The 23174-nt window shown below is 56.6% G+C and carries 28 protein-coding genes; 27 read left to right on the plus strand and 1 reads right to left on the minus strand.

What is annotated here, in order from left to right; all coding sequences use genetic code 11:
• The first annotated feature begins 55 nt into the window (after nt 1-55).
• The 15 genes from ACI5FR_RS23015 (at nt 56) to ACI5FR_RS23085 (ending at nt 12368) form a co-directional block, all read left to right on the plus strand.
• Entirely contained in the window at nt 56-976 is a 921-nt protein-coding gene (locus ACI5FR_RS23015) for a helix-turn-helix domain-containing protein (RefSeq protein WP_405458704.1), read from the plus strand.
• 17 nt (nt 977-993) lie between these two features.
• A complete protein-coding gene (locus ACI5FR_RS23020; RefSeq protein WP_405458707.1) occupies nt 994-2037 on the plus strand; it encodes an SPFH domain-containing protein in 1044 nt (347 codons plus the stop codon).
• 460 nt (nt 2038-2497) lie between these two features.
• Nucleotides 2498-3091 (plus strand): RNA polymerase sigma factor, encoded by a 594-nt coding sequence (locus ACI5FR_RS23025; RefSeq protein ID WP_405458709.1) that lies wholly within the window; start codon nt 2498-2500, stop codon nt 3089-3091.
• Nucleotides 3088-3711: an anti-sigma factor family protein gene (locus tag ACI5FR_RS23030; protein WP_405458712.1), complete on the plus strand. Its 624-nt coding sequence runs from the start codon at nt 3088-3090 to the stop codon at nt 3709-3711. Before ACI5FR_RS23025 ends, ACI5FR_RS23030 begins: the two co-directional genes overlap by 4 nt.
• 98 nt (nt 3712-3809) lie before the next feature.
• Complete coding sequence (locus tag ACI5FR_RS23035; protein WP_405458714.1) at nt 3810-4394, plus strand: histidine phosphatase family protein; 585 nt, start codon at nt 3810-3812, stop codon at nt 4392-4394.
• 46 nt (nt 4395-4440) lie between these two features.
• Nucleotides 4441-5499: a glycoside hydrolase family 15 protein gene (locus ACI5FR_RS23040; protein WP_405458716.1), complete on the plus strand. Its 1059-nt coding sequence runs from the start codon at nt 4441-4443 to the stop codon at nt 5497-5499.
• Nucleotides 5500-5622: 123 nt separating this feature from the next.
• On the plus strand, nt 5623-6876 hold the full coding sequence (locus ACI5FR_RS23045; protein WP_405458721.1) for a hypothetical protein: 1254 nt from the start codon (nt 5623-5625) through the stop codon (nt 6874-6876).
• A 43-nt stretch (nt 6877-6919) separates the two neighbouring features.
• The gene (locus ACI5FR_RS23050) at nt 6920-7426 is read left to right on the plus strand and encodes a gamma carbonic anhydrase family protein (protein WP_405458723.1); all 507 of its coding nucleotides are present in this window, start codon (nt 6920-6922) and stop codon (nt 7424-7426) included.
• A gap of 57 nt (nt 7427-7483) precedes the next feature.
• Nucleotides 7484-7666: an IDEAL domain-containing protein gene (locus ACI5FR_RS23055; protein ID WP_405458725.1), complete on the plus strand. Its 183-nt coding sequence runs from the start codon at nt 7484-7486 to the stop codon at nt 7664-7666.
• Between the two features lie 88 nt (nt 7667-7754).
• Complete coding sequence (locus ACI5FR_RS23060) at nt 7755-8213, plus strand: DUF2487 family protein (protein ID WP_405458727.1); 459 nt, start codon at nt 7755-7757, stop codon at nt 8211-8213.
• Nucleotides 8214-8461: 248 nt separating this feature from the next.
• On the plus strand, nt 8462-8998 hold the full coding sequence (locus ACI5FR_RS23065; protein WP_405458729.1) for a Rieske (2Fe-2S) protein: 537 nt from the start codon (nt 8462-8464) through the stop codon (nt 8996-8998).
• A gap of 16 nt (nt 8999-9014) precedes the next feature.
• Nucleotides 9015-9686 (plus strand): menaquinol-cytochrome c reductase cytochrome b subunit, encoded by a 672-nt coding sequence (gene qcrB / locus ACI5FR_RS23070; RefSeq protein WP_405458731.1) that lies wholly within the window; start codon nt 9015-9017, stop codon nt 9684-9686.
• 30 nt (nt 9687-9716) lie between these two features.
• On the plus strand, nt 9717-10595 hold the full coding sequence (locus ACI5FR_RS23075; RefSeq protein ID WP_405458733.1) for a c-type cytochrome: 879 nt from the start codon (nt 9717-9719) through the stop codon (nt 10593-10595).
• A gap of 160 nt (nt 10596-10755) precedes the next feature.
• The gene (locus tag ACI5FR_RS23080) at nt 10756-11394 is read left to right on the plus strand and encodes a DUF1405 domain-containing protein (RefSeq protein WP_405458734.1); all 639 of its coding nucleotides are present in this window, start codon (nt 10756-10758) and stop codon (nt 11392-11394) included.
• Nucleotides 11395-11486: 92 nt separating this feature from the next.
• A complete protein-coding gene (locus ACI5FR_RS23085) occupies nt 11487-12368 on the plus strand; it encodes a sporulation protein YpjB (protein ID WP_405458736.1) in 882 nt (293 codons plus the stop codon).
• Between the two features lie 5 nt (nt 12369-12373).
• Here the strand turns inward: ACI5FR_RS23085 and ACI5FR_RS23090 are convergent, their stop codons facing one another.
• Nucleotides 12374-13243 carry a YitT family protein gene (locus ACI5FR_RS23090; RefSeq protein WP_405458737.1) on the minus strand — a complete coding sequence of 290 codons (870 nt, stop codon included), beginning with the start codon at nt 13241-13243 and terminating at the stop codon, nt 12374-12376.
• A 212-nt stretch (nt 13244-13455) separates the two neighbouring features.
• Here ACI5FR_RS23090 and ACI5FR_RS23095 point away from each other — a divergent pair, with 212 nt between their 5' ends.
• The 12 genes from ACI5FR_RS23095 to ACI5FR_RS23150 all read left to right on the plus strand — a co-directional run bounded on the left by ACI5FR_RS23095 (nt 13456) and on the right by ACI5FR_RS23150 (nt 23121).
• Entirely contained in the window at nt 13456-13785 is a 330-nt protein-coding gene (locus tag ACI5FR_RS23095) for a nucleotide pyrophosphohydrolase (protein WP_405458739.1), read from the plus strand.
• Between the two features lie 40 nt (nt 13786-13825).
• Nucleotides 13826-14329 carry a tetratricopeptide repeat protein gene (locus tag ACI5FR_RS23100; protein ID WP_405458741.1) on the plus strand — a complete coding sequence of 168 codons (504 nt, stop codon included), beginning with the start codon at nt 13826-13828 and terminating at the stop codon, nt 14327-14329.
• Nucleotides 14330-14342: 13 nt separating this feature from the next.
• Entirely contained in the window at nt 14343-15146 is an 804-nt protein-coding gene (gene dapB / locus ACI5FR_RS23105; RefSeq protein WP_405458742.1) for a 4-hydroxy-tetrahydrodipicolinate reductase, read from the plus strand.
• A 72-nt stretch (nt 15147-15218) separates the two neighbouring features.
• Nucleotides 15219-15641: a methylglyoxal synthase gene (gene mgsA, locus ACI5FR_RS23110; RefSeq protein ID WP_405458743.1), complete on the plus strand. Its 423-nt coding sequence runs from the start codon at nt 15219-15221 to the stop codon at nt 15639-15641.
• Nucleotides 15638-16345, plus strand: coding sequence for a bacillithiol biosynthesis deacetylase BshB1 (gene bshB1, locus ACI5FR_RS23115; RefSeq protein ID WP_405458746.1), 708 nt, complete (start codon nt 15638-15640; stop codon nt 16343-16345). The genes mgsA and bshB1 overlap by 4 nt, the downstream gene beginning before the upstream one ends.
• A 65-nt stretch (nt 16346-16410) precedes the next feature.
• Entirely contained in the window at nt 16411-17580 is a 1170-nt protein-coding gene (gene bshA / locus ACI5FR_RS23120; protein WP_405458747.1) for an N-acetyl-alpha-D-glucosaminyl L-malate synthase BshA, read from the plus strand.
• 52 nt (nt 17581-17632) lie between these two features.
• On the plus strand, nt 17633-18958 hold the full coding sequence (locus ACI5FR_RS23125; protein WP_405458750.1) for a CCA tRNA nucleotidyltransferase: 1326 nt from the start codon (nt 17633-17635) through the stop codon (nt 18956-18958).
• Entirely contained in the window at nt 18951-19919 is a 969-nt protein-coding gene (locus tag ACI5FR_RS23130) for a biotin--[acetyl-CoA-carboxylase] ligase (RefSeq protein ID WP_405458752.1), read from the plus strand. Before ACI5FR_RS23125 ends, ACI5FR_RS23130 begins: the two co-directional genes overlap by 8 nt.
• A 328-nt stretch (nt 19920-20247) precedes the next feature.
• Entirely contained in the window at nt 20248-21099 is an 852-nt protein-coding gene (gene panB / locus ACI5FR_RS23135; protein ID WP_405458877.1) for a 3-methyl-2-oxobutanoate hydroxymethyltransferase, read from the plus strand.
• Between the two features lie 46 nt (nt 21100-21145).
• Nucleotides 21146-22033, plus strand: coding sequence for a pantoate--beta-alanine ligase (gene panC / locus ACI5FR_RS23140; protein WP_405458754.1), 888 nt, complete (start codon nt 21146-21148; stop codon nt 22031-22033).
• A gap of 5 nt (nt 22034-22038) precedes the next feature.
• Nucleotides 22039-22425: an aspartate 1-decarboxylase gene (gene panD / locus ACI5FR_RS23145; protein ID WP_405458757.1), complete on the plus strand. Its 387-nt coding sequence runs from the start codon at nt 22039-22041 to the stop codon at nt 22423-22425.
• Nucleotides 22426-22473: 48 nt separating this feature from the next.
• Entirely contained in the window at nt 22474-23121 is a 648-nt protein-coding gene (locus ACI5FR_RS23150) for a tetratricopeptide repeat protein (protein ID WP_405458759.1), read from the plus strand.
• Nucleotides 23122-23174: the final 53 nt, after the last annotated feature.

Below are 23174 nucleotides of genomic sequence, written 5' to 3' on the forward strand. Positions count from 1 at the left end.
TATTCTAATCCCAACAGCGCGCACTGTAATCGGTTCCATTGAGGGGGGAATGAAGTTGCTTGATCTAAAAAAAATCGGGGGCTATATCTCGAAGCTGCGAAAAGACAGGGATATGACCCAAATGGAGCTCGCCGATCAATTAAACGTAAGCCATCAAGCCGTATCGAAGTGGGAGCGCGGAGACTCGCTTCCGGATATAGGGACAATTGTGGTTCTGGCTCAGTATTTTGATACGACTACAGACACCCTTTTGAACGGCGGGCAAACCGCAAGGCCTTCGCAACAACCCTTTGGCGAAATGGTGGAGCGAATTGCGGAGAATAAGCCGAATCAAGTTGCCGAGATGATCAACCTCGGACAGATTTATATGGGAGATCTGATCGAATTGGCTCCATTGGTCAAAGCGAGCACGCTTCATCAAGTGACGGAGAGCGTCAGCCATACCCACATTCATCTGGATATGTTGGAAAGCCTGGCACCTTTCCTCGGAACGGAAGCTCTGGATGCCTTAGTATTGCAAATCCCGGATGATGAATGGAAATGGAAGGGGATTCTTAATCTGGCTCCCTATATAAGCAACCGTTGTTTGAATCAGCTTCTGGATCGAGCCATACCGGAAAAAGTAAGCTTTCCTCAACTGATGGGATTTGCATCATTCCTAACTCCAGAGCAAGTGGAGCGGTTGGTGCTGCAGCTCGATGAAACCAGCCTGAATTGGGATGTGGTCGGGGAGTTGGCTCCCTATATCAGTCAGGAAGCTTTTGATGGGTTGGCAAGCAAAGTTGGGACGGGAAGCATATCTGCAAGCCGCATCATCAGTTTAGCCCCCTTTCTAAGCAAAGAACGCATTCTGGCCTTGATTTCAGGGATGGATGCAAGGCAGCTGGATCCGAATCTCATGGCGAGCTTGGCGCCTTTTATGAGTAAAGAGGCATTGAGCAAATTTGTCTTGAATATTGCGAACCATGTGAAATAAACAAGGAGGCAGAAAAGATGATGACGTTTTTGTGGATTTTAGGGATCATTGCGCTGCTAGCGCTTTGTGCGCTTATTGTGTTCACCATAATTAACTCCGTCCGGATTATCCCGCAGCAAAAAGTGGCGGTGATTGAACGATTAGGCAAATACCTCCGCGTTTTGAACCCAGGATTCCACCTCATTATTCCGTTTGTGGATCGAGTAAGGAAACTGCATGATTTACGGATTCACCAAGCGGATGTTCCGTCCCAAATGGTGATTACGAAAGATAATGTTCAGATCAAGATCGACACGGTTTTCTTCTATTTCGTTCACGATGCGATGGCGGCCACCTACAGTATTAATGATTTTGTAAAAGGCATTCAAAACATCACGGCCGCGAACATTCGGCAAGTGGTCGGGAATATGGAGCTGGATGAAACGCTGGCCGGCCGCGAGAGAATTAGCTTATACCTCAGGCATTCCTTGGAAGCCGCGACCGGTAAGTGGGGGGTAAGCATCGAACGAGTAGAGATCATCGATATCCATCCTCCACTCGAAATTCACCACGCCATGGAGAAGCAGATGAAAGCCGAGCGGGAGAAGCGGGCTAATATATTGCAGGCGGAGGGGGAACGGCAAGCCGCTGTCCTGCGTGCGGATGGGGAGAAACAGGCCGAGATTTTACGGGCAGAAGGCGCCAAGCAAGCTATGATCCTGCAGGCAGAGGGGCAGAAAGAGTCCAATATTCGAATAGCGGAAGGCAATCAATTATCTCAGGAATTGGATGCTAAGGGGAAGGGCGCGGCGATCAAAATAATCGCGGGGGCAGATCGGCTTAAAATTGAAACTATAGCGGAGGCTGAGAAAATCAGAATCGATAAAATCAAAAGCGCAGAGATGGACCCCCAGTTTCTCAGCTACAAATCTCTAGAGGCACTGGGGGAAATTTCAAAAGGCCAGGCCACAACCCTGTTCGTTCCGACCGAAGCAGTAAACGTCTTTTCAAGCGTAGGGTCCTTATCCAAAATCGCGAACGTCTTGAACAAGCAAGCCAAAGTGGAGGAAAGTGAAAACTGAAGAACTCTCAAGAAACCGTTTACAAAAAATCGTTGACAAAATGAAAACGGATACACTATAATAAAAGTACAGTATGGTTTCTCTCCACTCCTATCCGAATACTAGCACTTTGTGCAACCACCGGGATGCCGGTGGTCTTTTTTTGTCATTCGGCAAATATTGTTTTAATTGATTTTACATGCATTCCAATATTTACATTTCGGCTTCGGTGGGCTATGGTTAGATAAGGTGCGCCGAGGTCTAAAGGCGGGGAATCGGCATGTACCGTTCACAATTTTGTCGAAAAAAGCAGGAATTTTCCGTTCATATACAGAATGTGTTGGGTACTAGTACCTGATTTCGCTCGTTAGCGCTCGTTTACGCTTTTTTTGTTTCGGCGCGCAACTTTTTGCTCCCATGTCTGTATTAATAGACAGACTGACTGGGAGACGTTTTCGGAACGGCAAGGAGGCCTCTTGCAATGACCGATTCCCAGTTAATCCGGGAAATTAAGGACGGCAACGTACAGCTATATGAGGAACTCATGCGTCGTTATGAACGAAAAATTATGGCGTTTATTTATCATATGCTGAAGACGTCCAAGATGGAGCTGGTGGCGGAGGACTTGTGCTCGGAAACGTTCTTCAAAGCGTACCGCAGTCTTCATTCGTTCCGGGAGGTAGAAGCTTCGTTCCAAACGTGGCTCTATACGATCGCCCGCAACACCGTGCTGAGCGAGCTCCGCAGGCAGAAGGCGGTCCATGTCTCGTTCGAGGAGAGCGGACTCGTGCCGGTCGCTTCCCTGGAGTCGACTCCGGAGCAGGCGATGCTCCGCAACGAACGGGTGACGATGGTGCGCAACGCCATCAACAATTTGCCGGAGAAGCAACGATCGGCCCTTATTTTGCGTGAATACGATCAGCTGGATTACCAGGAGATCGCGAATATATTGGATCAGACCGTGAGCTCGGTCAAGTCGCTGTTGTTCCGGGCCCGGGCAAGCGTGAAGACGCAGCTGGAGCCGTATTTGGTCGAGCCGATGTTCAGAGAGTACGAAGGGATGAATCAACGATGAAGTGCGCGGACTTACAAGAGAACCTGGCGGAATATTGGGATATGGCGGAAGAAGATGAGCGGCGGCAAGCGATCGAGGCTCACTTGGAGTCCTGCGAAGCTTGCCGGGAGGAATTCATGATCTGGCAGGAGAGCACGCAGTTGATCAAGGACACCGTAGGTACGATGGAGCGGCCTCCCCAATACGAGCCCATGTCGTCGCAAGTGATGCAGCGCATCTACGCGGGCGAGAAATGGCGGCTTCCCGTTGCGGACCGAATCTACTCCATCTCCAGCCCGATGCGGCGAAACGTGTCGCTCGCGATCGCGTTCTGCATGGCGGTGTTCCTGGTCGGATTTATGCTCGCCGTGTTCAGCCCCTCGTTCGGGAAGGAGGCAGGTCCGGCCGAGAGCATCTACGGGCTGAAGCCGGTGGCGCTCGCGACGGGCGGAACATCCGATAAGGAATCGGCTCGCTCGAAGCAGATGGCCGTCTCGGTGGCGACGGCGAGCATCAAGGAGCCGTCCATGATCCGGATGGGGCCGATCCGTACGTACCCGGATTACTTGACCGTCCTGTCGATGCTGGGCTTGACGAGCACACTGCTCATCATGAATTGGCTGTCGCGGACGAAAGCATGAACCATCGGAACCGGAGCCTCTCGCTCGTCGAGGGGCTTCTTTTATTGCTCCGCGATTGAACACAATTCGCCAATTACTTAGCTCAAGGGGGCATTCGGATGAAATGGGGCTTGATACGCCACGGCAGCACGGATTGGAACGCATCCGGCCGGCTGCAGGGGCAGAACGATATTGAACTGAACGAGGAAGGCCGCCGGCAAGCGGCCCGGCTGGCCAAGCGGCTCAAGGGCGAAGCATGGGGCGAGATCGTGAGCAGCGACCTGCGCCGGGCGTACGAGACGGCTGCGATCATAGCGGACGAGCTCGGCCTAGCACGCATCCGCACCGATGTGCGGCTTCGCGAACGGACGCACGGCCGTCTCGACGGCACGACGCTAGAGGAGCGGATCGCCCGCTGGGGTGACGGCTGGAAGGCGCTCGATCACGGGGTGGAGTCGGACGCCGCGCTGTTCGCCCGCGGCAAGCGCTGCCTGGACGAGCTGGCCGAGGAACACGGGGAACGCGGAGCGAATGTGCTCGTCATGAGCCATGGGGCCTTCATCGGCACATTGTTGAACGGCACGCTCGATGAGATGCCGCCCGGGCTGCTGACCAACACGGCGCTCAGTATCGTTCACGTGGAACCGGACGGCAAGTGGCGCTGCTCCCTGTATAACTGCACGGAGCATTTGGCGGAGTCGTAACCAAATGGACGCTTCTCGCACATGATATAGCGAGGAGGTACGTACCATGCTGATACCTAGCTATCAAGTGCTGGACCGGTTGCGATTGCCTCACGGCTTGTACATCGCAAGCCCTTCGGAGCATTATTCGTACGTCTGGCTGCGAGACAGCATCTACATGTCATGGCCGTATTTGAACAAACCGGGGACCGAGTACGAGCGGGCTTACGCCCGCATGCTGGATCTGTTCCGGAGCCTGGAATGGAAGCTGGATATTTTGTGCCGGGAGAAACCGGTATGGGAATGGGAATACGTGCACGCGCGCTACACGGCGGACGACGTGGCCGAGATTCACGATCAGGACTGGGGCCATGTGCAGCACGACATGACGGGTGCACTGCTGTTCGGTATTGGGGCCGGGCTGGATGTCGGCAAGCGGATGCTGCGCGACCGTAAGGACAGTGAGATCGTCCAGAAGCTGATTCGGTATTTGGACAACGTGGAGTATTGGAACGACCCGGACAACGGCATGTGGGAGGAAGGCCGCGCGGTTCACGCTTCCTCGGTCGGAGCGTGCGTGGCCGGACTGCGCAAGCTTCAGCCGCACCTGGAAGTGCCGGATTCGCTTATCCAGGCGGGGCTGCGCACAGTACTCCGGCTCTTCCCGCAGGAGAGCGAGGACCGGCCGGTCGATCTCGCCCAGCTGAGCCTTATATACCCGTACCGTCTGCTGGACGGACTCCTGGCGGAGACGATCGTAGCTCGCGTAGAGCATTCGCTGCTTCGCGAGCGGGGAGTGATCCGCTACGCCGGCGACAGCTATTACAGCACGCTGGAGGCGGAACACGGCCGGAACCAGCCGCTCAGTTTCTACTACCGGACGGAAGCGGAATGGACATTCGGTTTGCCCTGGCTCGCGCTGTGCCACCTGACCCTGGGCAACCGGGAACGGGCGGCCGAGTACATCCGGCGGGCGGAAGAGGTCATGCTGGAGCCGGGCGTATGGCCGGAGCTTTATTACAGCAAGACGTCCCGGCCGAACCCGAATACGCCGCTCGGCTGGAGCAGCGCGATGTACATTTTGGCGAAGGAAGCGTATCTCGCTTCTATGAATAAGGAATCCTAGCGAATCGATTCCTCCGGGCGGCGGCCCGGAGTTTTTTTCGTTCCTCCGCGCCCGAGACGTTTATTTTCCTGAAATATACCGATACTGGATTCTAGAATAAGCTTGCTTAGTAGGAGGCCTTCTATGAATCTGGCGGATATGCTGTGTTATGCCGATATTCAGCAGTTAAGCAGCATTGCCGATACGTACGGCTGTGATTGCAACGGTCATTCCAAGAACGAGCTGATCCAATCGATTCTGTCCAAGGTGAACCGGAGAGATGTGTTCGAGCAGCAGCTGACGAAGCTGAGCTTGGAGGACATCCGGTTCCTGAACTCCATCGCCTTCGACACCCGTGATTTGTTCAGCCTGGAAGAGCTGATCGCCCGGGCCCGACTATCGAACTTCACTTCGGTGAGTCCGTATGGCGCGGCGGCCGGCTTGACCCCGGCACCGGCACCGGCATCGGCAACAGCCGTGACCGTCCCTGTGCCTGCGAAGAGGTCGAACGGCAAGAAGGCCAAAGCCGCGCCGCCTCCCCCGGAGCCATGGAATCCGCGGGAGATGATCACCAAGTTCAAGCGCAGCGGCTGGCTGTTCAACGGCTATTCGCAGCAGACGCGGTACTTGTTCCAATTCCCGTCGGATATGAAGCGCCGCTTCACGGAGACGATGGCCAAGCAATTCCGCAGCGAGCTGACCTACGAGGACGAGCCGGCTGTCTATCGGGACGAGCAGGGATTGTTCGTCGACGACATCTATCATTTCCTGCATCACATCTACCATAATGAAGTTCCGCTCACGGCGGACGGCTCGATCTACAAGCGGCCGCTGCAGCAAATTCTCGACCGGCTGTCCGTCCCCGAGGAGCCGCCGAAGGCGGTCTGGCGGTTCGGCTACGGGCGGCGGTTCAAGGACTTGCCGAACCGGTTCTCGCTCCTCTACGACTACTGCTACTATCAAGGGCTGATCGAAGAGCAGGAGACGGCGCTCGTCCTGACCGACCGAGGCAAGCTGTCCGTGCTCGAGGGGCGCCGAGAAGAGCTGACCCAGGCGTACCGGTTCTGGTTCAAGCTGTACAAGAACCCGATCCCGAATCTGCAATCGATCGTCTATTGGGTCGAGCAGCTCGCCCGGGACTGGATTCGCGCCGATTCGCTCTCGAAGGTGCTGTGTCCGCTTATCCGGCCGTTCTACTACGATACGTCGGAAGCGATTTTCCAGGAGCGCATTTTGCCGATGATGATGCATCTCGGGCTGCTGCGCATCGGCCAGGACGAGCAGGCGGGCGCGGTCGTTCGCATGACGAAGCTCGGAAGCGGCGTCGTCACCGGCACCTATGTTCCGGACGAGGACAAGATCGCGCTGCCGATTGACAATCCGCCGTTCCCTTGCTAGAATCACTCCTCAAACCAACCCTATTCATGAACGGAGTGATTCTATGCTGCACCCATATAAGCAGTTTCAACCCCAGCTTCATCCGACGGTATTTACGGCAGCAGGCGTACAACTTATCGGCGATATCGCGATGGGCGAAGACTGCTCCATCTGGTACAACGCGGTACTTCGCGGAGATTTGGCACCGGTTCGAATTGGAGCCCGGTCTAACATTCAGGACGGCTGCATCGGACATGTGAACACGAACCAGCCGCTCCTAGTAGGAGAAGAAGTATCGGTCGGCCACGGAGCGATCATCCACGGGTGCACGATAGGCAGAGGCACATTAATAGGAATGGGGGCGATTGTACTAAACGGTGCCAACATCGGTGAATATGCTTTAGTAGGTGCCGGTTCGCTCGTGACGGAAAACACCACGATTCCGCCCTACACGCTATCTCTGGGTACACCGGCCAAAGTGGTTCGGGAATTGAACGAGCATGACTTGGAACGGATGAGACGGACGATGGAAAGCTACATTCTTAAGGGAAGAGAATACAGGCAGGCTTGACGAACACACATCCTGAAGGCGAAGGCACTTCGTGCCTTATGGTGGGAGGTATGTCTTATGGAAAAAATGGACGTTTCCGGCTATGCAGCCATGCTTGGCCTTTTTGCAGAAATGATATTGGACGATGCTGTCAAAAAGCATAAAAGGCAGACACTCTATCGGGAGATCGACGAAGCACTCGCCCATGGAGACGAAGCGAAGTTTTTGGACCTGACTCGGGAATTGAAGCTGCTGAACTAGAACGATCGGCTAACGCTAGCGACAAGCCTCACGCGAAGGTGTGAGGTTTTTTGTTTTTTTGCTATAATATCCCTTGAGGTGAAATCTAGTGAAGTTTAGCGATATCGACCGCAAGGAATGGTTCAAGCTCCAGCCCTATCTCGACACTTGCCTGCTGCCGGTGACCGGCCTGGACGGCTCGGAGGAACCGTGGGAAGCGACCCAGGAGCTCGAATTTCTGCGAAGCCTGTTGGAATTCGTGGAGGTGCCGTACAAAGGGCGCACCGTTACATACCCCGCTCTGCATTATGTCGATTATGATGCACCCCGAGCAGAGGCGATCGACCGGGTGTGCGCGCGTCTGAAGCAGGCCGGGTTCCGCTATGTCATCGTCATGACCGGTCGGCCGGATGCGGTGCCGTCGCCGCTCCCGCATGCGGATCTCGTGCTGAGTCCGCAAGGCGAGGATGGACGAGCCCTCAATAGTGAAGCGTTCAAGGCGAAGGTGGACGAGAGCGTGCGCACGCTATGGAAATCCGGCGCACAGGATCAATCCGGCCCGGTCTGAGGCGGTTCTGCTCCATACCCGTGTATTAATGGAAATGAAATTGCAAACGATAGCATTAGGCGGTTTGGCGAGATGTGACAAATTCGTTAACAACATGTCAGAACGCTTCGCTTGCCCTTGGTTTTGCGTTCCATCCATTCTTGACGCCCCACATGACGTAAGCTATTATAGTTATGTCCTAGTGTAACGTGCGAAAGTAATGTCGAAAAGCGACTGTGATACGACTGGATAAAGGGGGTAGAAGACTCATGCATGAAGACAACAACCATTCCGAGAAACCAAGAACACGGCGTGAAATGTCGCGTCGTCAATTCCTCTCCTATACCCTCGGCGGAACAGGCGCATTCCTGATGGCAGGACCGGTCATTCCGATGGTTCGTTTTGCGGTAGACCCGCTGCTCAAGCCGAAGAGCGAAGGCGCTTTTGTCAAGGTAGTGGAAGAGAGCAAAATTACGAGCGAGCCCAAGTCGTATAAGTTCACCGTGCATCAAGTGGACGGCTGGTATGAGAGCGATGCGGAAGTGGAAGCTTGGATCATGAAGGACGATAAGGGCAGCATCTATGCCTTGTCTCCGACGTGCAAGCACTTGGGTTGTACGGTGAACTGGAATGCCGATTCCAGATACCCGAACCAATTTTTTTGCCCTTGCCACGAGGCGCATTATACGAAGGAAGGCAAGAACGTGGCGGTCGCGCCGGCGCCGCTCGACGAATTCCTCGTCAAGATTGAGAACGGCTTTGTGTACCTTGGCAAGCTGCAGCCGAACCAGCATGTTGTGAAATAAGGAGGCGTTCGATCAAATGTTGAAAAATATGTATAACTGGATCGACGAGCGTCTGGATATCACGCCAATGTGGAGAGACGTAGCGGACCATGAGGTACCGGAGCACGTAAACCCGGCCCATCACTTCTCCGCATTCGTTTATTGCTTCGGCGGATTGACGTTTTTCATCGTCGTCATTCAGATTTTGTCCGGGATGTTCCTGAGCATGTACTACACGCCGGATATCATTAACGCTTACGCGAGCGTCGATTACTTGCAGCACCAGGTGGCCTTCGGCGTTATCGTCCGCGGGATGCACCACTGGGGTGCGAGCCTCGTAATCGTCATGATGTTCCTACATACGCTTCGCGTGTTCTTCACGGGTTCCTACAAGGCGCCTCGTGAAATGAACTGGATCGTAGGGATGTTGATTTTCTTCGTGATGTTAGGTCTTGGCTTTACCGGATACTTGCTGCCTTGGGACAACAAAGCATACTTCGCGACCAAGGTAGGGATCTCGATCGCCGCATCCGTTCCGTTCATCGGAGATTACATCAAGACTTTGATGCAGGGCGGCGAAATCGTAGGCGCGGAAACGTTGACACGGTTCTTCGCGATCCATGTGTTCTTCTTGCCGGCAGCTCTGCTTGCCTTGTTGGGCGGCCACTTCTTCATGATCCGCAAGCAAGGTATCTCAGGTCCGCTCTAGAACATACTGATCAGAAAGGAGGCACCATACGTGGCGCACGGTCATAAGTCAGATGAAAAGATTGTGTACGTTGGAGACTCCCGCGTGCAAAAGAAGACGGAGAAATTGATCCCTCGGGATTACACCGCTTATCCAGGAAAGTCCGAAGCGTTCGTGCCGAACTTCCTATTGAAGGAATGGATGGTGGGCGCCGTCGTGCTCGTCGGGATTCTCGTGCTCGTCATGGCGGAACCCGCACCGCTGGGATACCCGGCCGACCCGCTCAATACGGCGTTTATCCCGATGCCGGACTGGTATTTCCTCTTCATGTATCAATTGCTCAAGTATCCGTATACTTCCGGCGACTACGTCGTCTTCGGTACATTGATTTTGCCGGGCTTGCTGTTCGGGGGGTTGATGCTCGCTCCGTTCCTGGATACCGGCAAGCAGCGCCGCTTCTACCGCCGTCCGATGACTTCGACGATTATGTTCCTGTCGCTCATCGCCGTCATTCACTTGACGGTTGCATCGTGGATGCATTACCAGCATGAGCTGGAAGACAAGAACATCATCCCGGAGCACATCAAGCGGGAAGAAGAGATGAAGGCCGCCAAGGGTGCTGGCGGAGGCGGCGCGGCTCCGAAACCGGCCGCAGGCGCAACGCTCGTAGCCCAAGACGACCCGGGCTATGCGGTATATCAAAAAGCTAGTTGCGTATCTTGCCATGCCAAAGACCTCAAAGGCGTCAGCGGCATGCCGGCCCTTCGCGGGATTGGTGACAAGCATAGCAAGGACGAGATTATGAGCATCGTGAAAAACGGGAAGCCTCCGGGCATGCCGGCTCAGTATGACGCTAACAAGAGCAAAGGGCTGACCGACGCAGAAATCGATCAGATGGTCACTTGGCTCTCGAAGCAAAAGAAGGAATAGCAACTGGAATACGTGACAAAAAACCTGGCCGGTATCGGTCAGGTTTTTTTAAGACATTGTAGGGCTACATATTTGGGGTCCCCGCAGAGGGGGCTTCGCCGGGAATAAGCTCCAGAGGCAAACATCACTTTGTGGGGCAAAAGAAGGGAGGTTCTCCGTTTTGACAGGTTGGATCGCTTGGCTTCGCGCCCTCTTGTATCACCGCAGCATGATCGTCGTGCTGTTCATCTGCAATTTGCTCGGTACGATCGGCGGGTATTTGTGGTACGGGGAGCAGCTAAAGGATACATACGAGAACATGAGCTTCTGGTACTTACCGTTCGTACCGGACAGTCCTACGGCGTCCTTGGGCTTCACGCTCGCCCTGCTGCTGCTCTTGCTGCCGCCTGCCTATCGGAACTCGTTCGTAGGGCGATTGATCGTGGCATTCGGCATGATCACATCCGTCAAGTACGGCATCTGGGCCGTCACGATGATCTTCGCCGGAGCGGTGCAGGGCGATGTGCTCGTCTGGCAAGACTGGATGCTCGTCACGACGCACTTGGCGATGGCGATCGAAGCGCTGCTGTTCGTGGGCTTGTTCGCGTTGCAGTTCATTCATTTTCTGCTTGTCGCGCTATGGATGTACACGAATGATTTCCTGGATTACCACCGCGACATCTATCCGTGGCTCCCCGGCGTGCTGCGCGACGATCTTGCGACGATCGAAGCGTTCACCCTGTCGCTCAGCTTATTCAGCCTAATTGTAGTCGCAATCGTATATCGATGGTCTAAAAATGGACAACCCCCCATACGCTAAATTAGTGAAGCAATTCGCGTAACGCAAGGGGCTGTCGCGCAGGACAAGCAATCCGGTCGGGCATCCCCACACACGAGGAAGGGGGATGCCCGATGTTTGTAAGAAGAAGATGGAGAACTTCCGGACTGGGAGCTCTGGTGCTGCTCGCGCTGTTGACGGCCGCCTGCTCGAAGGAGGCGGGGAAACCGGCCCAAGAACAAGCGCAAGCCCAGCCGGGAGCGATGAAGCAAGTGGAGCAATTGAACGCCGCGGCGGACGAGATGTACACCAAGGTCGTGCAGGGGGATGTGGAGACGGCACGCACGAAGCTGAACGAGCTGGGAGACCAGGTGACGCGGATCCGCTTCGACGGCATCGCAAGCGTGGAGGGCGTGCAGGCGCTGGCCGGCTCGATTGTGGACGCGAAGCGGGAGCTGGCGGCTGCCGCCTATTCCAAGCTGGAAGGGCAGCAGGCGGCGGCTCGCGTCAGGCTCGCGACCGACGCGCTAACCCATAAGCAAGAGCCGATGTGGCTTCAATATTACAAAGGGATGAAAGAGCACGTGTATGCCGTGCAGCATGCGGTAGAAGCGGGCCAGCAGCAGGAGTCGCTCAAGCAGCTCGCCGGCCTGTCCGAGCTGTACAAGGTGATCAAGCCATCCGTCATTATCAGCCGTACCCCATCCGAGGTAGAACGGATGGAATCGCTATTCTCCTTTATGAATACCCAATTGAACGCTTCCAAGTGGGACATGAACAACATTAAGAGCGGCATCGGCCATCTGGAGGAAGAGCTGAACCGGCTGTTCCAGCGCAAGGAGGCGGAAGCGTTCGTCCCTTACGTGCAGCCGTCGAATCCGGTTTGGAGCATCGCGTTTCTCGGCTCGATCATCGTCATGGTGTTGGCGTTTGCGGGCTGGCGTATTTTTCAGATCGAGCGCAATATCGTCGGCGGCCGAAGCCCCAAAGATCGGAACGACAAGTTTAGGAAATAATCCAACTAGTGGTCGATTCGGAACCCTTCGCCTAATACGTCATGCACATCGGTAATGACGATGAATGCGAGCGGATCGATCATCTTCACGAGCGTTTGCAGCGTGCGCATTTCATGCCGGGCGACAACGCTGTATACGACTTGTTTCTCTTGCTGCGAATAGGCGCCTCGAGCGGCGAACAGCGTCACCCCCCGATCCATCTCCCGGGTGATCGCTTCCGCCACTTGAGGCGCTTTGTCCGTAATAATCGTGAACGCCCTCGATGCATAAGCGCCTTCCGTCACGAAGTCGATGACCTTGGAAGCGATGAACACGGCAACTAGCGTGTACAGTACTTTCTCCTTAGGTATGTATAATAGTGAGCTTCCGATGACGATCGCATCGATGAGCAGAATCACTTGCCCCATGCTCCAGCCTTGTCTCTTCGAGACGAGCCTCGCCACAATGTCGGTTCCCCCTGTAGTCGCTCCGAATCGTAGGACGATGCCGAGCCCCGCCCCAAGTGTAACCCCGGCATACAACGTGGCCAGAAAGTAATCCTGCTGCGATTGGAAGGGGACGATCCACCCGCGATGGATGGCGATCTCCATTAGCCTTAGGAATACGATCAACGATAGAGTTCCGATTATGGTATAGATCATGGCCCTGCCCCCGAACGCCCGCCAGCCTACGAAGAACAAAGGAATGTTGAGAACGAGAGCCGAGATCGACGTAGGGATGGAGAGCGCATAGTTGAGCAGGAGGGCGATCCCGGTTAGGCCGCCTTCCATCAGCTCGTTCGGTATGACGAAGTAGTAGAGGCCGAAGGCGTACACAGCTGTGCCGAACAGGATGGGAAAGAGGGTACGGAGCTGCACTTTCGTTTTCTGATACACAGGATCACCTCGATTGGCCTACAGAGGCCCGCTTCACTTGTGGGGTATTAGACCATTATAACGGTATTTTGCACCAACGCATTCCATTCGAGCCTAAAAAAGATTTGTGTTCAAAACTGTGATGCGTTAACATGTAGAATAGACAAAATTCGATTGTCTTAAAACGCCGTTAAACCTAGCCTGGACAAGGCTGCCGGAGACAAGGGGGACTTATGGCCGACAAATCGATGAAGGCGATGCAGGAAGAAGTGGACGCCTACATCTCCCAGTTCAAAGAAGGATATTTCAGCCCGCTCGCGATGCTGGCCCGCATGTCGGAAGAGGTAGGCGAGCTCGCCCGAGAGGTGAACCATCAATTCGGCGAGAAGCCGAAGAAATCGACCGAAGCCGACAATTCCATCGAGCTGGAGCTGGGCGATATTTTGTTCATCACGATCTGCTTCGCGAACTCGCTCGGCATCGAATTGACGGAGGCGCACGACCGGGTCATGCACAAGTTTCAGACGCGGGACGCGGACCGTTGGACGAAAAAGAACACCTAAGAAGCACCTCTCTCATATGCTGTAAGAGGAGGTGAGGCATATGAGCGGGAATTCGAACATAAAGCTGGCGTACCAATCGATCCTGGAGCACGACTTCGAACAGGCCATCGAATGGTTCCAGCAAGCTGTCCTGGAGGAGCCGGACAATGCCGAATTTCATTACAAGCTCTCGATAACGTACGCCAGAAGCAACAAGCTGAGCCCGGCCCTGATGCATGCGCGCGAGGCCATGCGGCTGGATCCGACGTATCGGACGCACTACAACCATCTCCGGGCAAGAGAGCTGGTGAAGAAGGCCGGACGCCGCATGGAGCAAGGCATCGGCGATTTGCAGAGCGCCGCCGAGATGCTCAAGCGGGCGATCCAACTGGATGGGCTGTTCTTGGAAGCCTATTTGCTGCTCGGGGTAGCCTACACGGGGCTGCGACGATACGCATCGGCCGCCGAGACGCTGAAGGAAGCGCTCAGGCTGGACCCGATGAGGGAGGATGCCCGGCACTTGCTGCAGCAGCTGGAGCAGAACGAATTATACTCTAACCGTTAAAGGAGATCTCTTAATGAATTCAAACATAAAAGTAGCCGTAGCCGGAGCAAGCGGGAGGATGGGCCGCGAAGTCGTAAAAATGGTGCTGGACGATCCGACGCTCCAACTCGTGGCGGCCGTAGACCGGTCGAACGAAGGCAAAGACATTGCGAAACTAATCGGGTATGACGAGTGCGGCGTGCTCGTAAGCTCGGAGCTGGACGCCGTTCTGCTGCAATCGAAGGCGGACGTGCTAGTGGATTTCACGACGCCGCACTCGGTCATGGCCAACAGCCGCATAGCGATCGCGAATCGGGTACGTCCGGTGATCGGGACGACGGGCTTCACACCGGATGATATTGAAGAGTTGGACAAGCTGTGCCGGGAGAACGGCATCGGCGGCATCATCGCTCCGAATTTCTCCATCGGCGCCATTCTAATGATGAAATTCGCCGCGCAGGCAGCGAAATATATGCCGCACGTGGAAATCATCGAGTACCATGGCGATCAGAAGCTGGACGCTCCGTCCGGGACTTCGATCAAGACGGCCGAGCTGATCGCGGCGAACCGCGAAGAGTTCCGTCAGGGCAATCCGAACGAGACCGAGACGATCGAGGGCGCGCGCGGCGGGTTGTACAACGGCTTCCGCATTCACAGCGTTCGGCTTCCGGGGGTATTCGCGCAGCAGGAAGTCATCTTCGGCGGTCATGGCCAGACGCTCAAGATTCGCCATGATTCGTATGAGCGCGCAGGCTATATGCCGGGCGTCAACATTGCCGTCAAGAAGGTCATGGAGCTGCAAGGCATCGTGTACGGCTTCGAGCATTTCATCGACTGACCCGAAGTGAACTGATCTACATAGAACCGGCAGCCGGCATACCGTCCGGCATGCAGGAGTGGAGGAGTAGCCATGTTGAACATCGCACTAATCGCCCATGACCGCAAAAAAGAAGAGATGGTCAATTTCGTCACCGCCTATGAGCAGGTGTTCCAGAAGCACAAGCTGTACGCAACCGGGACGACGGGAACTAAAATTATGGAAGCAACCGGGTTGAACGTGCATCGCTTCATGTCAGGGCCGCTAGGAGGCGACCAGCAGATCGGCGCGCTCGTGGCGAAGAACGAGATGGACCTGCTCATCTTCCTCCGCGATCCGCTCATGGCACAGCCGCACGAGCCGGATATTATCGCCCTCCTGCGGCTGTGCGATGTTCAAGGCATTCCATGCGCCACGAACATCGCCACCGCCGAGATGCTGGTGAAGTCGCTCGATCGCGGAGATTTCGCATGGCGGGAGCTTGTCCATAAGTACAAGCCCGAGGTATCGGAATGAACCAGCAGCCGCTCGATATTCTGATCTTCGGGGCGCATCCGGACGATGCCGAGATCGGCATGGGGGCGACAATCGCCAAGCATACGGCGAATGGATATCGCGTCGGGCTATGCGACCTGACTTTGGCGGAAATGTCCTCGAACGGGACGGTGGAGACGCGCCAGCAGGAAGCGAAGGCCGCATCCGCCGAGCTCGGCGTAACGGTTCGAACGAACCTGGGCCTGCCGGACCGAGGACTGTATGTGACGCCCGACCATATACGCGCCATAACGCTCGAGATTCGGAGACACCGTCCCCGGATCGTATTCGCGCCTTATTGGATGGACCGCCATCCGGATCATGTGGCGTGCAGCCATCTCGTTCAAGAGGCCGTCTTCAACGCCAAGCTTAGGAACTACGCGCCCGAATCCGGGCTTGTTTCTCATCCTGTAGAGCAAACGTACTATTATTTTATCAACGATGTATACGAAGCCGATCTGACCGTGGACGGGACGGACCATTACGAGGCGAAGCGCCGGTCGCTCCGAGCGTACGCCACGCAATTCAATCCCGCGGCGAGCGGCAATGCATTCGTGCCGACTCCGCTGAACCAAGGGTATCTGGAGCGGGTGGAAGCCCGCGATTCGCTCTTGGGGCAGAAGTGCGGGGTAGCGTTCGCCGAAGGCTTTGTGAGCAAGCTGCCTTATTCCGTTCATCTATTCTAATCGATCGCGGAATACTATAGAACTAACGGAGACTCGATGCAGGCAGTCTGGGAGGAGGAATCGCGGTGAGCGACCGATTGAAGATCGGCATTACGTGTTACCCGTCGCTAGGAGGATCGGGCGTCGTCGCTACGGAATTGGGGAAGCTGCTGGCGGAAAAAGGCCATGAGGTTCATTTCATTACGCATAGCGTTCCGTTTCGCCTCGGGAAGTTTCATAAGAACATTTATTATCACGAAGTCGAAGTCAGCAACTATTACGTGTTCAAATACCCTCCCTATGACTTGGCGCTGGCCAGCAAGCTTGCGCAAGTCGCCAAGATGGAGCAGCTCGACCTGCTGCATGTGCACTATGCGATTCCGCATGCCGTCTGCGCCTATCTGGCCAAGGAGATGGTCGGCAGCCACCTGAAGGTCGTCACGACGCTGCACGGAACCGATATTACGGTGCTCGGGCAAGATGAGTCGATGAGCGACATCATTCGGCTGGCGCTGGAGAAGAGCGACGCGGTGACGGCGGTATCGCAGGACCTCATTCATGAGACGCGGCAGGCGATCGAGACGGACGTTCGCATCGATCTGGCTTACAACTTCGTGGACAAACGGGTGTATTATCCGCGAGACGTGACGAATTTGCGCCGGGAATATGCGCGCCCGGACGAGAAGCTGTTGATCCACATCTCGAACTTCCGTCCTGTGAAGCGCATTGGGGATGTCATCGACATTTTCGCCGAAGTGAACAAGAAGGTGAAGTCGCGGCTGATGTTCGTGGGGGAAGGGCCGGAGCTGTCCAAAATGATCTGCAAGGTAAAGGAGCTGGGCTTGACCGAACGGGTGCTGTTCTGTGGGAAGCAGGACGACGTGGCCCAGATTATCTCGCTCGCGGACGTCATGCTGCTGCCATCGGAGAAGGAAAGCTTCGGCTTGGTCGCCCTCGAGGCGATGGCGTGCGGGGTTCCTACGATCGGCTCCAACGCCGGCGGGATTCCCGAGCTGATCACCCATGGCGAAACCGGTTATTTGGCCGATATTGGCGATACGCAGACGATGGCGGAGCACGCGATCCGGCTGTTGTCCGATCCCGGCCTGTATGAGGCGATGTCGAAGGCATGCCTGGACCGGGCGCGTACGAAGTTTTGCAACGATCTGATCACGATCCAATATGAAGAGATCTACTACCGCGTGCTCGGACGTCCGATGCCGATGTATAACGTGGATGAGCTTTGCAAGGCGTAAAGCGATCGGTCGGAATAAGCCGGTTAAATCGTGCAAGTAGGAGATTGAAACGATGTCGGAACGGATGGAGCAAGTAGGGAAACGACTGCTGAGGCAGCTGACGACCCAAGGCTATGAGGCATTTTGGGTCGGGGGCTGCGTGAGGGACAAGCTCCTCGGCAGGCCGCTGAAGGATATCGATATAGCGACCTCCGCCACGCCGGATGATGTGATGCGGCTGTTTCCCCATTCCATCCCAACCGGGCTGCAGCACGGAACCGTCACGGTCGTGGAGGAAAGGATTCCATATGAAGTGACGACGTTTCGGCGGGAAACGGACTATGCCGATCACCGGCGCCCGAAGTCAGTCGAATACGTCTCGGAGCTGCAAGAGGATTTGAACCGCCGGGACTTCACGATCAATGCCATCGCCATGGATGCCGACGGCTCGATCGTCGACCCCTTCGGGGGGCGGGACGATCTGAAGCGCGGCGTTCTTCGCTGCGTGGGCGAGGCGAAGGAGCGGTTCGAGGAAGATGCGCTCCGCATGCTGCGGTGCATCCGCTTCGCTTGCGAGTATGGCCTGCAGATCGAGGCCGCCACTTGGCAAGCGCTGCTGGAGCACGCGCCGCTCCTTCGTTATATCGCGATGGAGCGGGTGCAGGCGGAGCTGGATAAAATCATAGGCGGAGCGGGGCCGGATCTCGGCATTCGGTTGCTGGGCGAGAGCCGGCTGCTGCAGCATACGAAGGAAGCTTTGCCTTGGCCGGCTGCTATGGCGGATGGAGACGAGCCGGAACCAGGCGGGCCTTCGGAGCTGTGGCCCGGGCCCTTGAACGTGCTCGAGGGAGCGGACTTGCGTTGGGCGTACTGGCTGCTTCAGCAAGGCGTCGGGACGGAGGAGGCGCGGGAGGGCTTCTCCCGCCTGCGGTTCTCCTCTGACAAGACGAGCACCATCACCGCGCTGCTGCGCGTCGAGGCTTGGATGGCGCCGCAGCTCGCCGAGGCGCCCGCCGCCGCGGACGCGCCCCTGCGCGAGGCGCTGGCGCGCGCCGCCGTGCGCTACGGCGCGGACGCCGTGCGCGGCTGGCTGCGCCTGCTCGCGCCCGGCGCCGCCGCGCCGCCGCGCGCCGGCCGCGCGCCGAGGGACGCACGGCGGCACCGCCTGCACCAATCCGGCACGGATTGGCTGCAGGCGGTGCCGGCGACGCGCGTCGGCGAGCTCGCGCTGGGCGGGCGCGACGTGCTCGCCGCGCTCGGGCGGCCGGGCGGCCCGTGGCTCGGCCGGCTGCTGGACGACCTGCTGCTGGCCGTAGCGCTCGGTCGGCTGCCGAATGAACGAGAGCGGCTGCTGGAAGCCGCACGCCAACAGATCGAGAGGGATGCGCACGATGAATGACCGCATTCTAGCCATATTCGAACAACACGCCGATGAGTTCGTGTCCGGCGAGCAGCTGAGCGAGATGCTGCAGTGCAGCCGCACAGCCATCTGGAAGCATATCCAGGCGCTGAAGGAAGCGGGCTACGAGTTCGAGGCCGTCTCGCGCCGCGGTTATCGCTTGCTGCGGCAGCCCGACCGCTGGTCGGCGGTCAAGCTGCTGGCCGCGCTGAAGACTCGGACGATGGGCCGCCGCTTGAAGCTGCTGGACGAGGTCGACTCGACGCAGACGGTCGCCCACCAGCTGGCGCTGGAAGGCGCGGACGAAGGCACGCTCGTCGTGGCCGAGCAGCAGCTGGCCGGCCGCGGCCGGATGGGGAAAGCTTGGCATTCCCCCAAAGGCAAAGGCATCTGGATGAGCCTCGTGCTGCGGCCGACGATCCCGATGCACTTCACCCCGCAGTTGACGCTGCTGACAGCCGTTGCGGTCTGCCGGGCGATACGCAAGCTAGCCGGTGTCCCGGCAGCCATTAAATGGCCGAACGATATTCTGATCGAAGGCCGCAAGGTGTGCGGCATTCTGCTCGAGTCGGTCGCCGAAGACGAGCGGCTGCGCTATGTCATCGCCGGCATCGGGATCAGCGTCAATCTGGAGCAGGACGATTATCCGGATGAGCTCCGGCCGATCGCTACCTCGCTGCGTTTAGCAGCAGGGCGCGAGATCGACCGTATCGCCCTTCTTACCCTCGTGCTCGAAGAATTCGAAGCTCTGTACACGTTGTATCACGAACACGGCTTCGAGCCGATTCGCACCTCCTGGGAGGCGCTCACGATGTCGCTCGGCGGCCAGGTCCGAGCGAATACGGCGAAAGGCACGATCACGGGAACCGCGCTCGCCATCGACGAGATGGGGGCGTTGATCGTCGAGACGGAGGCCGGGGACACCATCAAGCTCTACTCGGCGGAGATCCAGCACGCCTAATCGGTTTTTGCCGAATTGTTGAAAATGTCGTGAAACTTTCACGAAAGTTTGCTATACTGTAGCCATAGAGGCGGTATTCGCATTTTCCGGAGCTGCACTCGAAGCAAGTCGCAATTTTATTGAAGCATTTGGCCATAATGAGGGCAAATGCGTACGCATTGCAATGTTTTCTGCTCTGAGCCGAAGGGACCGAGACGGAAACCAATCGCAAGATTGATTCCTGCTGCATTTCGAAGCCTCTTCAGCCTGCCGGTTGAAGAGGCTTTTTAGTCATCCATGGCCCGGAGCCATCCTACGAAAGCAGGTGGATCCAGTGGAAACGAAAAAAATGAGCACGACCCGCATGCGCAAAATGAAAGCCGACGGCATCCCGATCTCCATGATTACCGCTTACGATTATCCGTCGGCTCGTCTCGCCGAACAGGCGGGCGTCGACGTCATCCTGGTGGGCGATTCGCTCGGCAATGTGGTACTCGGTTACGAATCGACGCTGCCGGTCACGCTCGACGACATGATCTACCACACGAAGGCGGTCACCCGGGCGGTGAGCCGGCCCTTGGTCGTGACGGATTTGCCGTTCCTGACGTATCACGGCACGATCGACCACACTTTGACCCAGGTCGGCCGCATTATGCGCGAAGGGCTCGGCCAGGCGGTCAAGATGGAGGGCGGCATCGAGATCGCACAGACCGTCGATGCGATCGTGAAGGCGGGGGTCCCGGTTATGGGGCACATCGGCCTGACGCCGCAATCGGTATTCCAGATCGGCGGCTACAAGGTGCAGGGCAAGACGTCGGCCCAAGCCCAAAAGCTGTTGGACGACGCCCTGGCGCTAGAGCAAGCGGGCGCGTTCGCCATCGTCGTGGAGCTCGTCACCGACGAGCTGTCGGAGCTCCTCACGCGGCGGCTGTCGATCCCGACGATCGGCATCGGCGCAGGCAAGCATTGCGACGGCCAAGTGCTAGTGTTCCACGACGTGCTGCAATATACCGCCGACCCGGTTCCCAAAAAGTTCGTAAAAGCTTACGCCAACCTTGGAGACCATATACGTGACGGCATCGCCCGGTATGTCCAGGAGGTGAAGGCGCGCAGCTTCCCGGCGGAAGAGCATTCGTTCCATACGGACCTCGAGCTCGGACAGCTGTACGGCCATCACCGCGACGAGTCGGACAAGGAATAACGGCAGTCATGCAACCCGATTCGTACTTACAAGGGAGAGAATTGTAATGCAAGTCCATACAACGATCCAACAGCTGCGAGCGGCCATCGCGGCGCGAAAGCAGGAGCTTCGGGCTACGCTTCTCGACCGCGAACCGCGCGTAGGCTTTATGCCCACGCTGGGTTATATGCACGCCGGACACCTGAGCTTGATCGACCGCGCTCGCCAGGAATGCGATATCGTCGTGGTGAGCATCTTCGTGAACCCGCTCCAGTTCGGGGCGAACGAGGATTTCGACAAATATCCGCGCGACAATGAGCGCGACACCCGATTGGCCGCGGAGGCGGGCGCGGATTTCGTCTTCATCCCTTCCGTTCAAGAGATGTACCCCCAATATCCGACGAAGACGAAAGTCGTCGTGAACGAGATTACGGACGTCCTTTGCGGCGCGTCGAGGCCGGGGCATTTCGAAGGGGTGGCGACGGTCGTCGCGAAGCTGTTCAACATCGTGCAGCCGGACCGGGCGTACTTCGGACAGAAGGACGCCCAGCAGGTGGCCGTCATCGAGCAAATGGTTCAGGATCTGAACATGCCGCTGACCGTCGTGCCGTGCCCTACGCTGAGGGAACCCGACGGCTTGGCGATGAGCTCGCGCAATGTGTACTTGTCCGAGGAGGAGCGGAAGCAGGCGCTCGTGCTGTCCCAAGCGCTCAAGCTCGCGGAGGACCTGACGGCGACCCATGCCGGCTCGATCACCGCTGAAGAGCTGCGCAGCCGTCTGGAATCGCATATCAGCACCGCACCTTTAGCCGTTATCGATTATATAGATATTCGCACGTATCCGTCTCTGCAGCCTGTAGAGACGCTTGCCACGGATCAGCCCGTTCTGATCGCGCTGGCCGTCAAATTCGGCCGGACGCGGCTGATCGACAATACAATCCTGAACAGGAGGTGACCGATATGTTTCGGACGATGATGAAGTCCAAAATCCATCGGGCGACCGTCACGGAAGCCAATCTGAACTACATCGGGAGCATCACGATTGACGAGGATTTGATGGATTTGGTCGACATATTGCCTAATGAAAAAGTTCAAATCGTGGATAATAACAATGGAGCGAGGCTCGAAACCTACGTGATTCCGGGGCCGCGGGGCTCCGGCGTCATCTGCCTGAACGGGGCGGCGGCGCGGCTCGTCCAGGTAGGGGATACCGTCATTATTATCGCTTATGCCCTGATGTCGAACGAAGAAGCCAAGACCAATCAACCGAAAATCGCCTTCATGGGGCCGAATAATCAAGTGATCGATACGGTCAATACGACGGAGACTCATTCCACGATTGTGTAACCCGTTCGAGAAGAAGCGGCTACAACCTTCAGCATAAGGTGGGATGTCATGATCAAGCAGCTGTTCGAGACGATGAATGACGTTCTGGATGAGATTGAACATGATTACGCGACGGCCGAGCCGGCCCTGAAGCAGGAGCTGAGTCAGAAGCTGAACGCCCTCAAGAGCATGAGCGATCATCTGATCGAGGAATGGCTGAAATTCGAGGAACGGTTCGGCAAAATCGCGCATAACCTCACCCAGCAGCCTTCGCCTGTATTCGCCCATCCCGAGCTGCCGCAAGGCTCGCCGGAGCCGGGACATCAATCCGAAGCGTTTACGAAAGGGCAAGGGTATTTCCAGCTCATGATGTTCGACCATGCGATCCGTTCGTTTGAGCAAGTGGTCAAGCAATATCCCGACTTCATGCTGGCGCGGCTGTACTTGGCGATGGGTTATATGCGCAGCGGGAACGAAATGGAAGCGTACCGCCATTTTAAGTTCATTATTTCCTTAACCGACCATGCTCCGATGAAGGCCATTTCTTACAACGCGATGGGCTGCATTCAAGCGAAAAACGAAAATCTGGAGCAAGCCGAGCATTTTTTCAAGTTGGCTTATATGGCAGATCCGTCGTGCATTCAACCCGTCATCAACCTGGAAGTTTGCGCGAAGCAAGCCGGATTGCCCGCGTCCGCTCCTCAAATGCTGCATTAATCGTACCTGCACCGAACCGACGATGCCCGGAGAAGGAATGGATTCACTCTTTC

Source organism: Paenibacillus sp. HJGM_3 (assembly GCF_045062745.1).
Classification (GTDB): domain Bacteria; phylum Bacillota; class Bacilli; order Paenibacillales; family NBRC-103111; genus Paenibacillus_AA.

What these genes read in the sequence shown, in the direction of transcription:
- ACI5FR_RS23020 (WP_405458707.1), top strand. Translation starts at nt 994, where the DNA reads ATGATGACGTTTTTGTGGATTTTAGGGATCATTGCGCTGCTAGCGCTT.
- ACI5FR_RS23025 (WP_405458709.1), top strand. Translation starts at nt 2,498, where the DNA reads ATGACCGATTCCCAGTTAATCCGGGAAATTAAGGACGGCAACGTACAG.
- ACI5FR_RS23030 (WP_405458712.1), top strand. Translation starts at nt 3,088, where the DNA reads ATGAAGTGCGCGGACTTACAAGAGAACCTGGCGGAATATTGGGATATG.
- ACI5FR_RS23035 (WP_405458714.1), top strand. Translation starts at nt 3,810, where the DNA reads ATGAAATGGGGCTTGATACGCCACGGCAGCACGGATTGGAACGCATCC.
- ACI5FR_RS23040 (WP_405458716.1), top strand. Translation starts at nt 4,441, where the DNA reads ATGCTGATACCTAGCTATCAAGTGCTGGACCGGTTGCGATTGCCTCAC.
- ACI5FR_RS23045 (WP_405458721.1), top strand. Translation starts at nt 5,623, where the DNA reads ATGAATCTGGCGGATATGCTGTGTTATGCCGATATTCAGCAGTTAAGC.
- ACI5FR_RS23050 (WP_405458723.1), top strand. Translation starts at nt 6,920, where the DNA reads ATGCTGCACCCATATAAGCAGTTTCAACCCCAGCTTCATCCGACGGTA.
- ACI5FR_RS23055 (WP_405458725.1), top strand. Translation starts at nt 7,484, where the DNA reads ATGGAAAAAATGGACGTTTCCGGCTATGCAGCCATGCTTGGCCTTTTT.
- ACI5FR_RS23065 (WP_405458729.1), top strand. Translation starts at nt 8,462, where the DNA reads ATGCATGAAGACAACAACCATTCCGAGAAACCAAGAACACGGCGTGAA.
- qcrB (WP_405458731.1), top strand. Translation starts at nt 9,015, where the DNA reads ATGTTGAAAAATATGTATAACTGGATCGACGAGCGTCTGGATATCACG.
- ACI5FR_RS23085 (WP_405458736.1), top strand. Translation starts at nt 11,487, where the DNA reads ATGTTTGTAAGAAGAAGATGGAGAACTTCCGGACTGGGAGCTCTGGTG.
- ACI5FR_RS23095 (WP_405458739.1), top strand. Translation starts at nt 13,456, where the DNA reads ATGGCCGACAAATCGATGAAGGCGATGCAGGAAGAAGTGGACGCCTAC.
- ACI5FR_RS23100 (WP_405458741.1), top strand. Translation starts at nt 13,826, where the DNA reads ATGAGCGGGAATTCGAACATAAAGCTGGCGTACCAATCGATCCTGGAG.
- dapB (WP_405458742.1), top strand. Translation starts at nt 14,343, where the DNA reads ATGAATTCAAACATAAAAGTAGCCGTAGCCGGAGCAAGCGGGAGGATG.
- mgsA (WP_405458743.1), top strand. Translation starts at nt 15,219, where the DNA reads ATGTTGAACATCGCACTAATCGCCCATGACCGCAAAAAAGAAGAGATG.
- bshB1 (WP_405458746.1), top strand. Translation starts at nt 15,638, where the DNA reads ATGAACCAGCAGCCGCTCGATATTCTGATCTTCGGGGCGCATCCGGAC.
- ACI5FR_RS23125 (WP_405458750.1), top strand. Translation starts at nt 17,633, where the DNA reads ATGTCGGAACGGATGGAGCAAGTAGGGAAACGACTGCTGAGGCAGCTG.
- ACI5FR_RS23130 (WP_405458752.1), top strand. Translation starts at nt 18,951, where the DNA reads ATGAATGACCGCATTCTAGCCATATTCGAACAACACGCCGATGAGTTC.
- panB (WP_405458877.1), top strand. Translation starts at nt 20,248, where the DNA reads ATGAGCACGACCCGCATGCGCAAAATGAAAGCCGACGGCATCCCGATC.
- panC (WP_405458754.1), top strand. Translation starts at nt 21,146, where the DNA reads ATGCAAGTCCATACAACGATCCAACAGCTGCGAGCGGCCATCGCGGCG.
- panD (WP_405458757.1), top strand. Translation starts at nt 22,039, where the DNA reads ATGTTTCGGACGATGATGAAGTCCAAAATCCATCGGGCGACCGTCACG.
- ACI5FR_RS23150 (WP_405458759.1), top strand. Translation starts at nt 22,474, where the DNA reads ATGATCAAGCAGCTGTTCGAGACGATGAATGACGTTCTGGATGAGATT.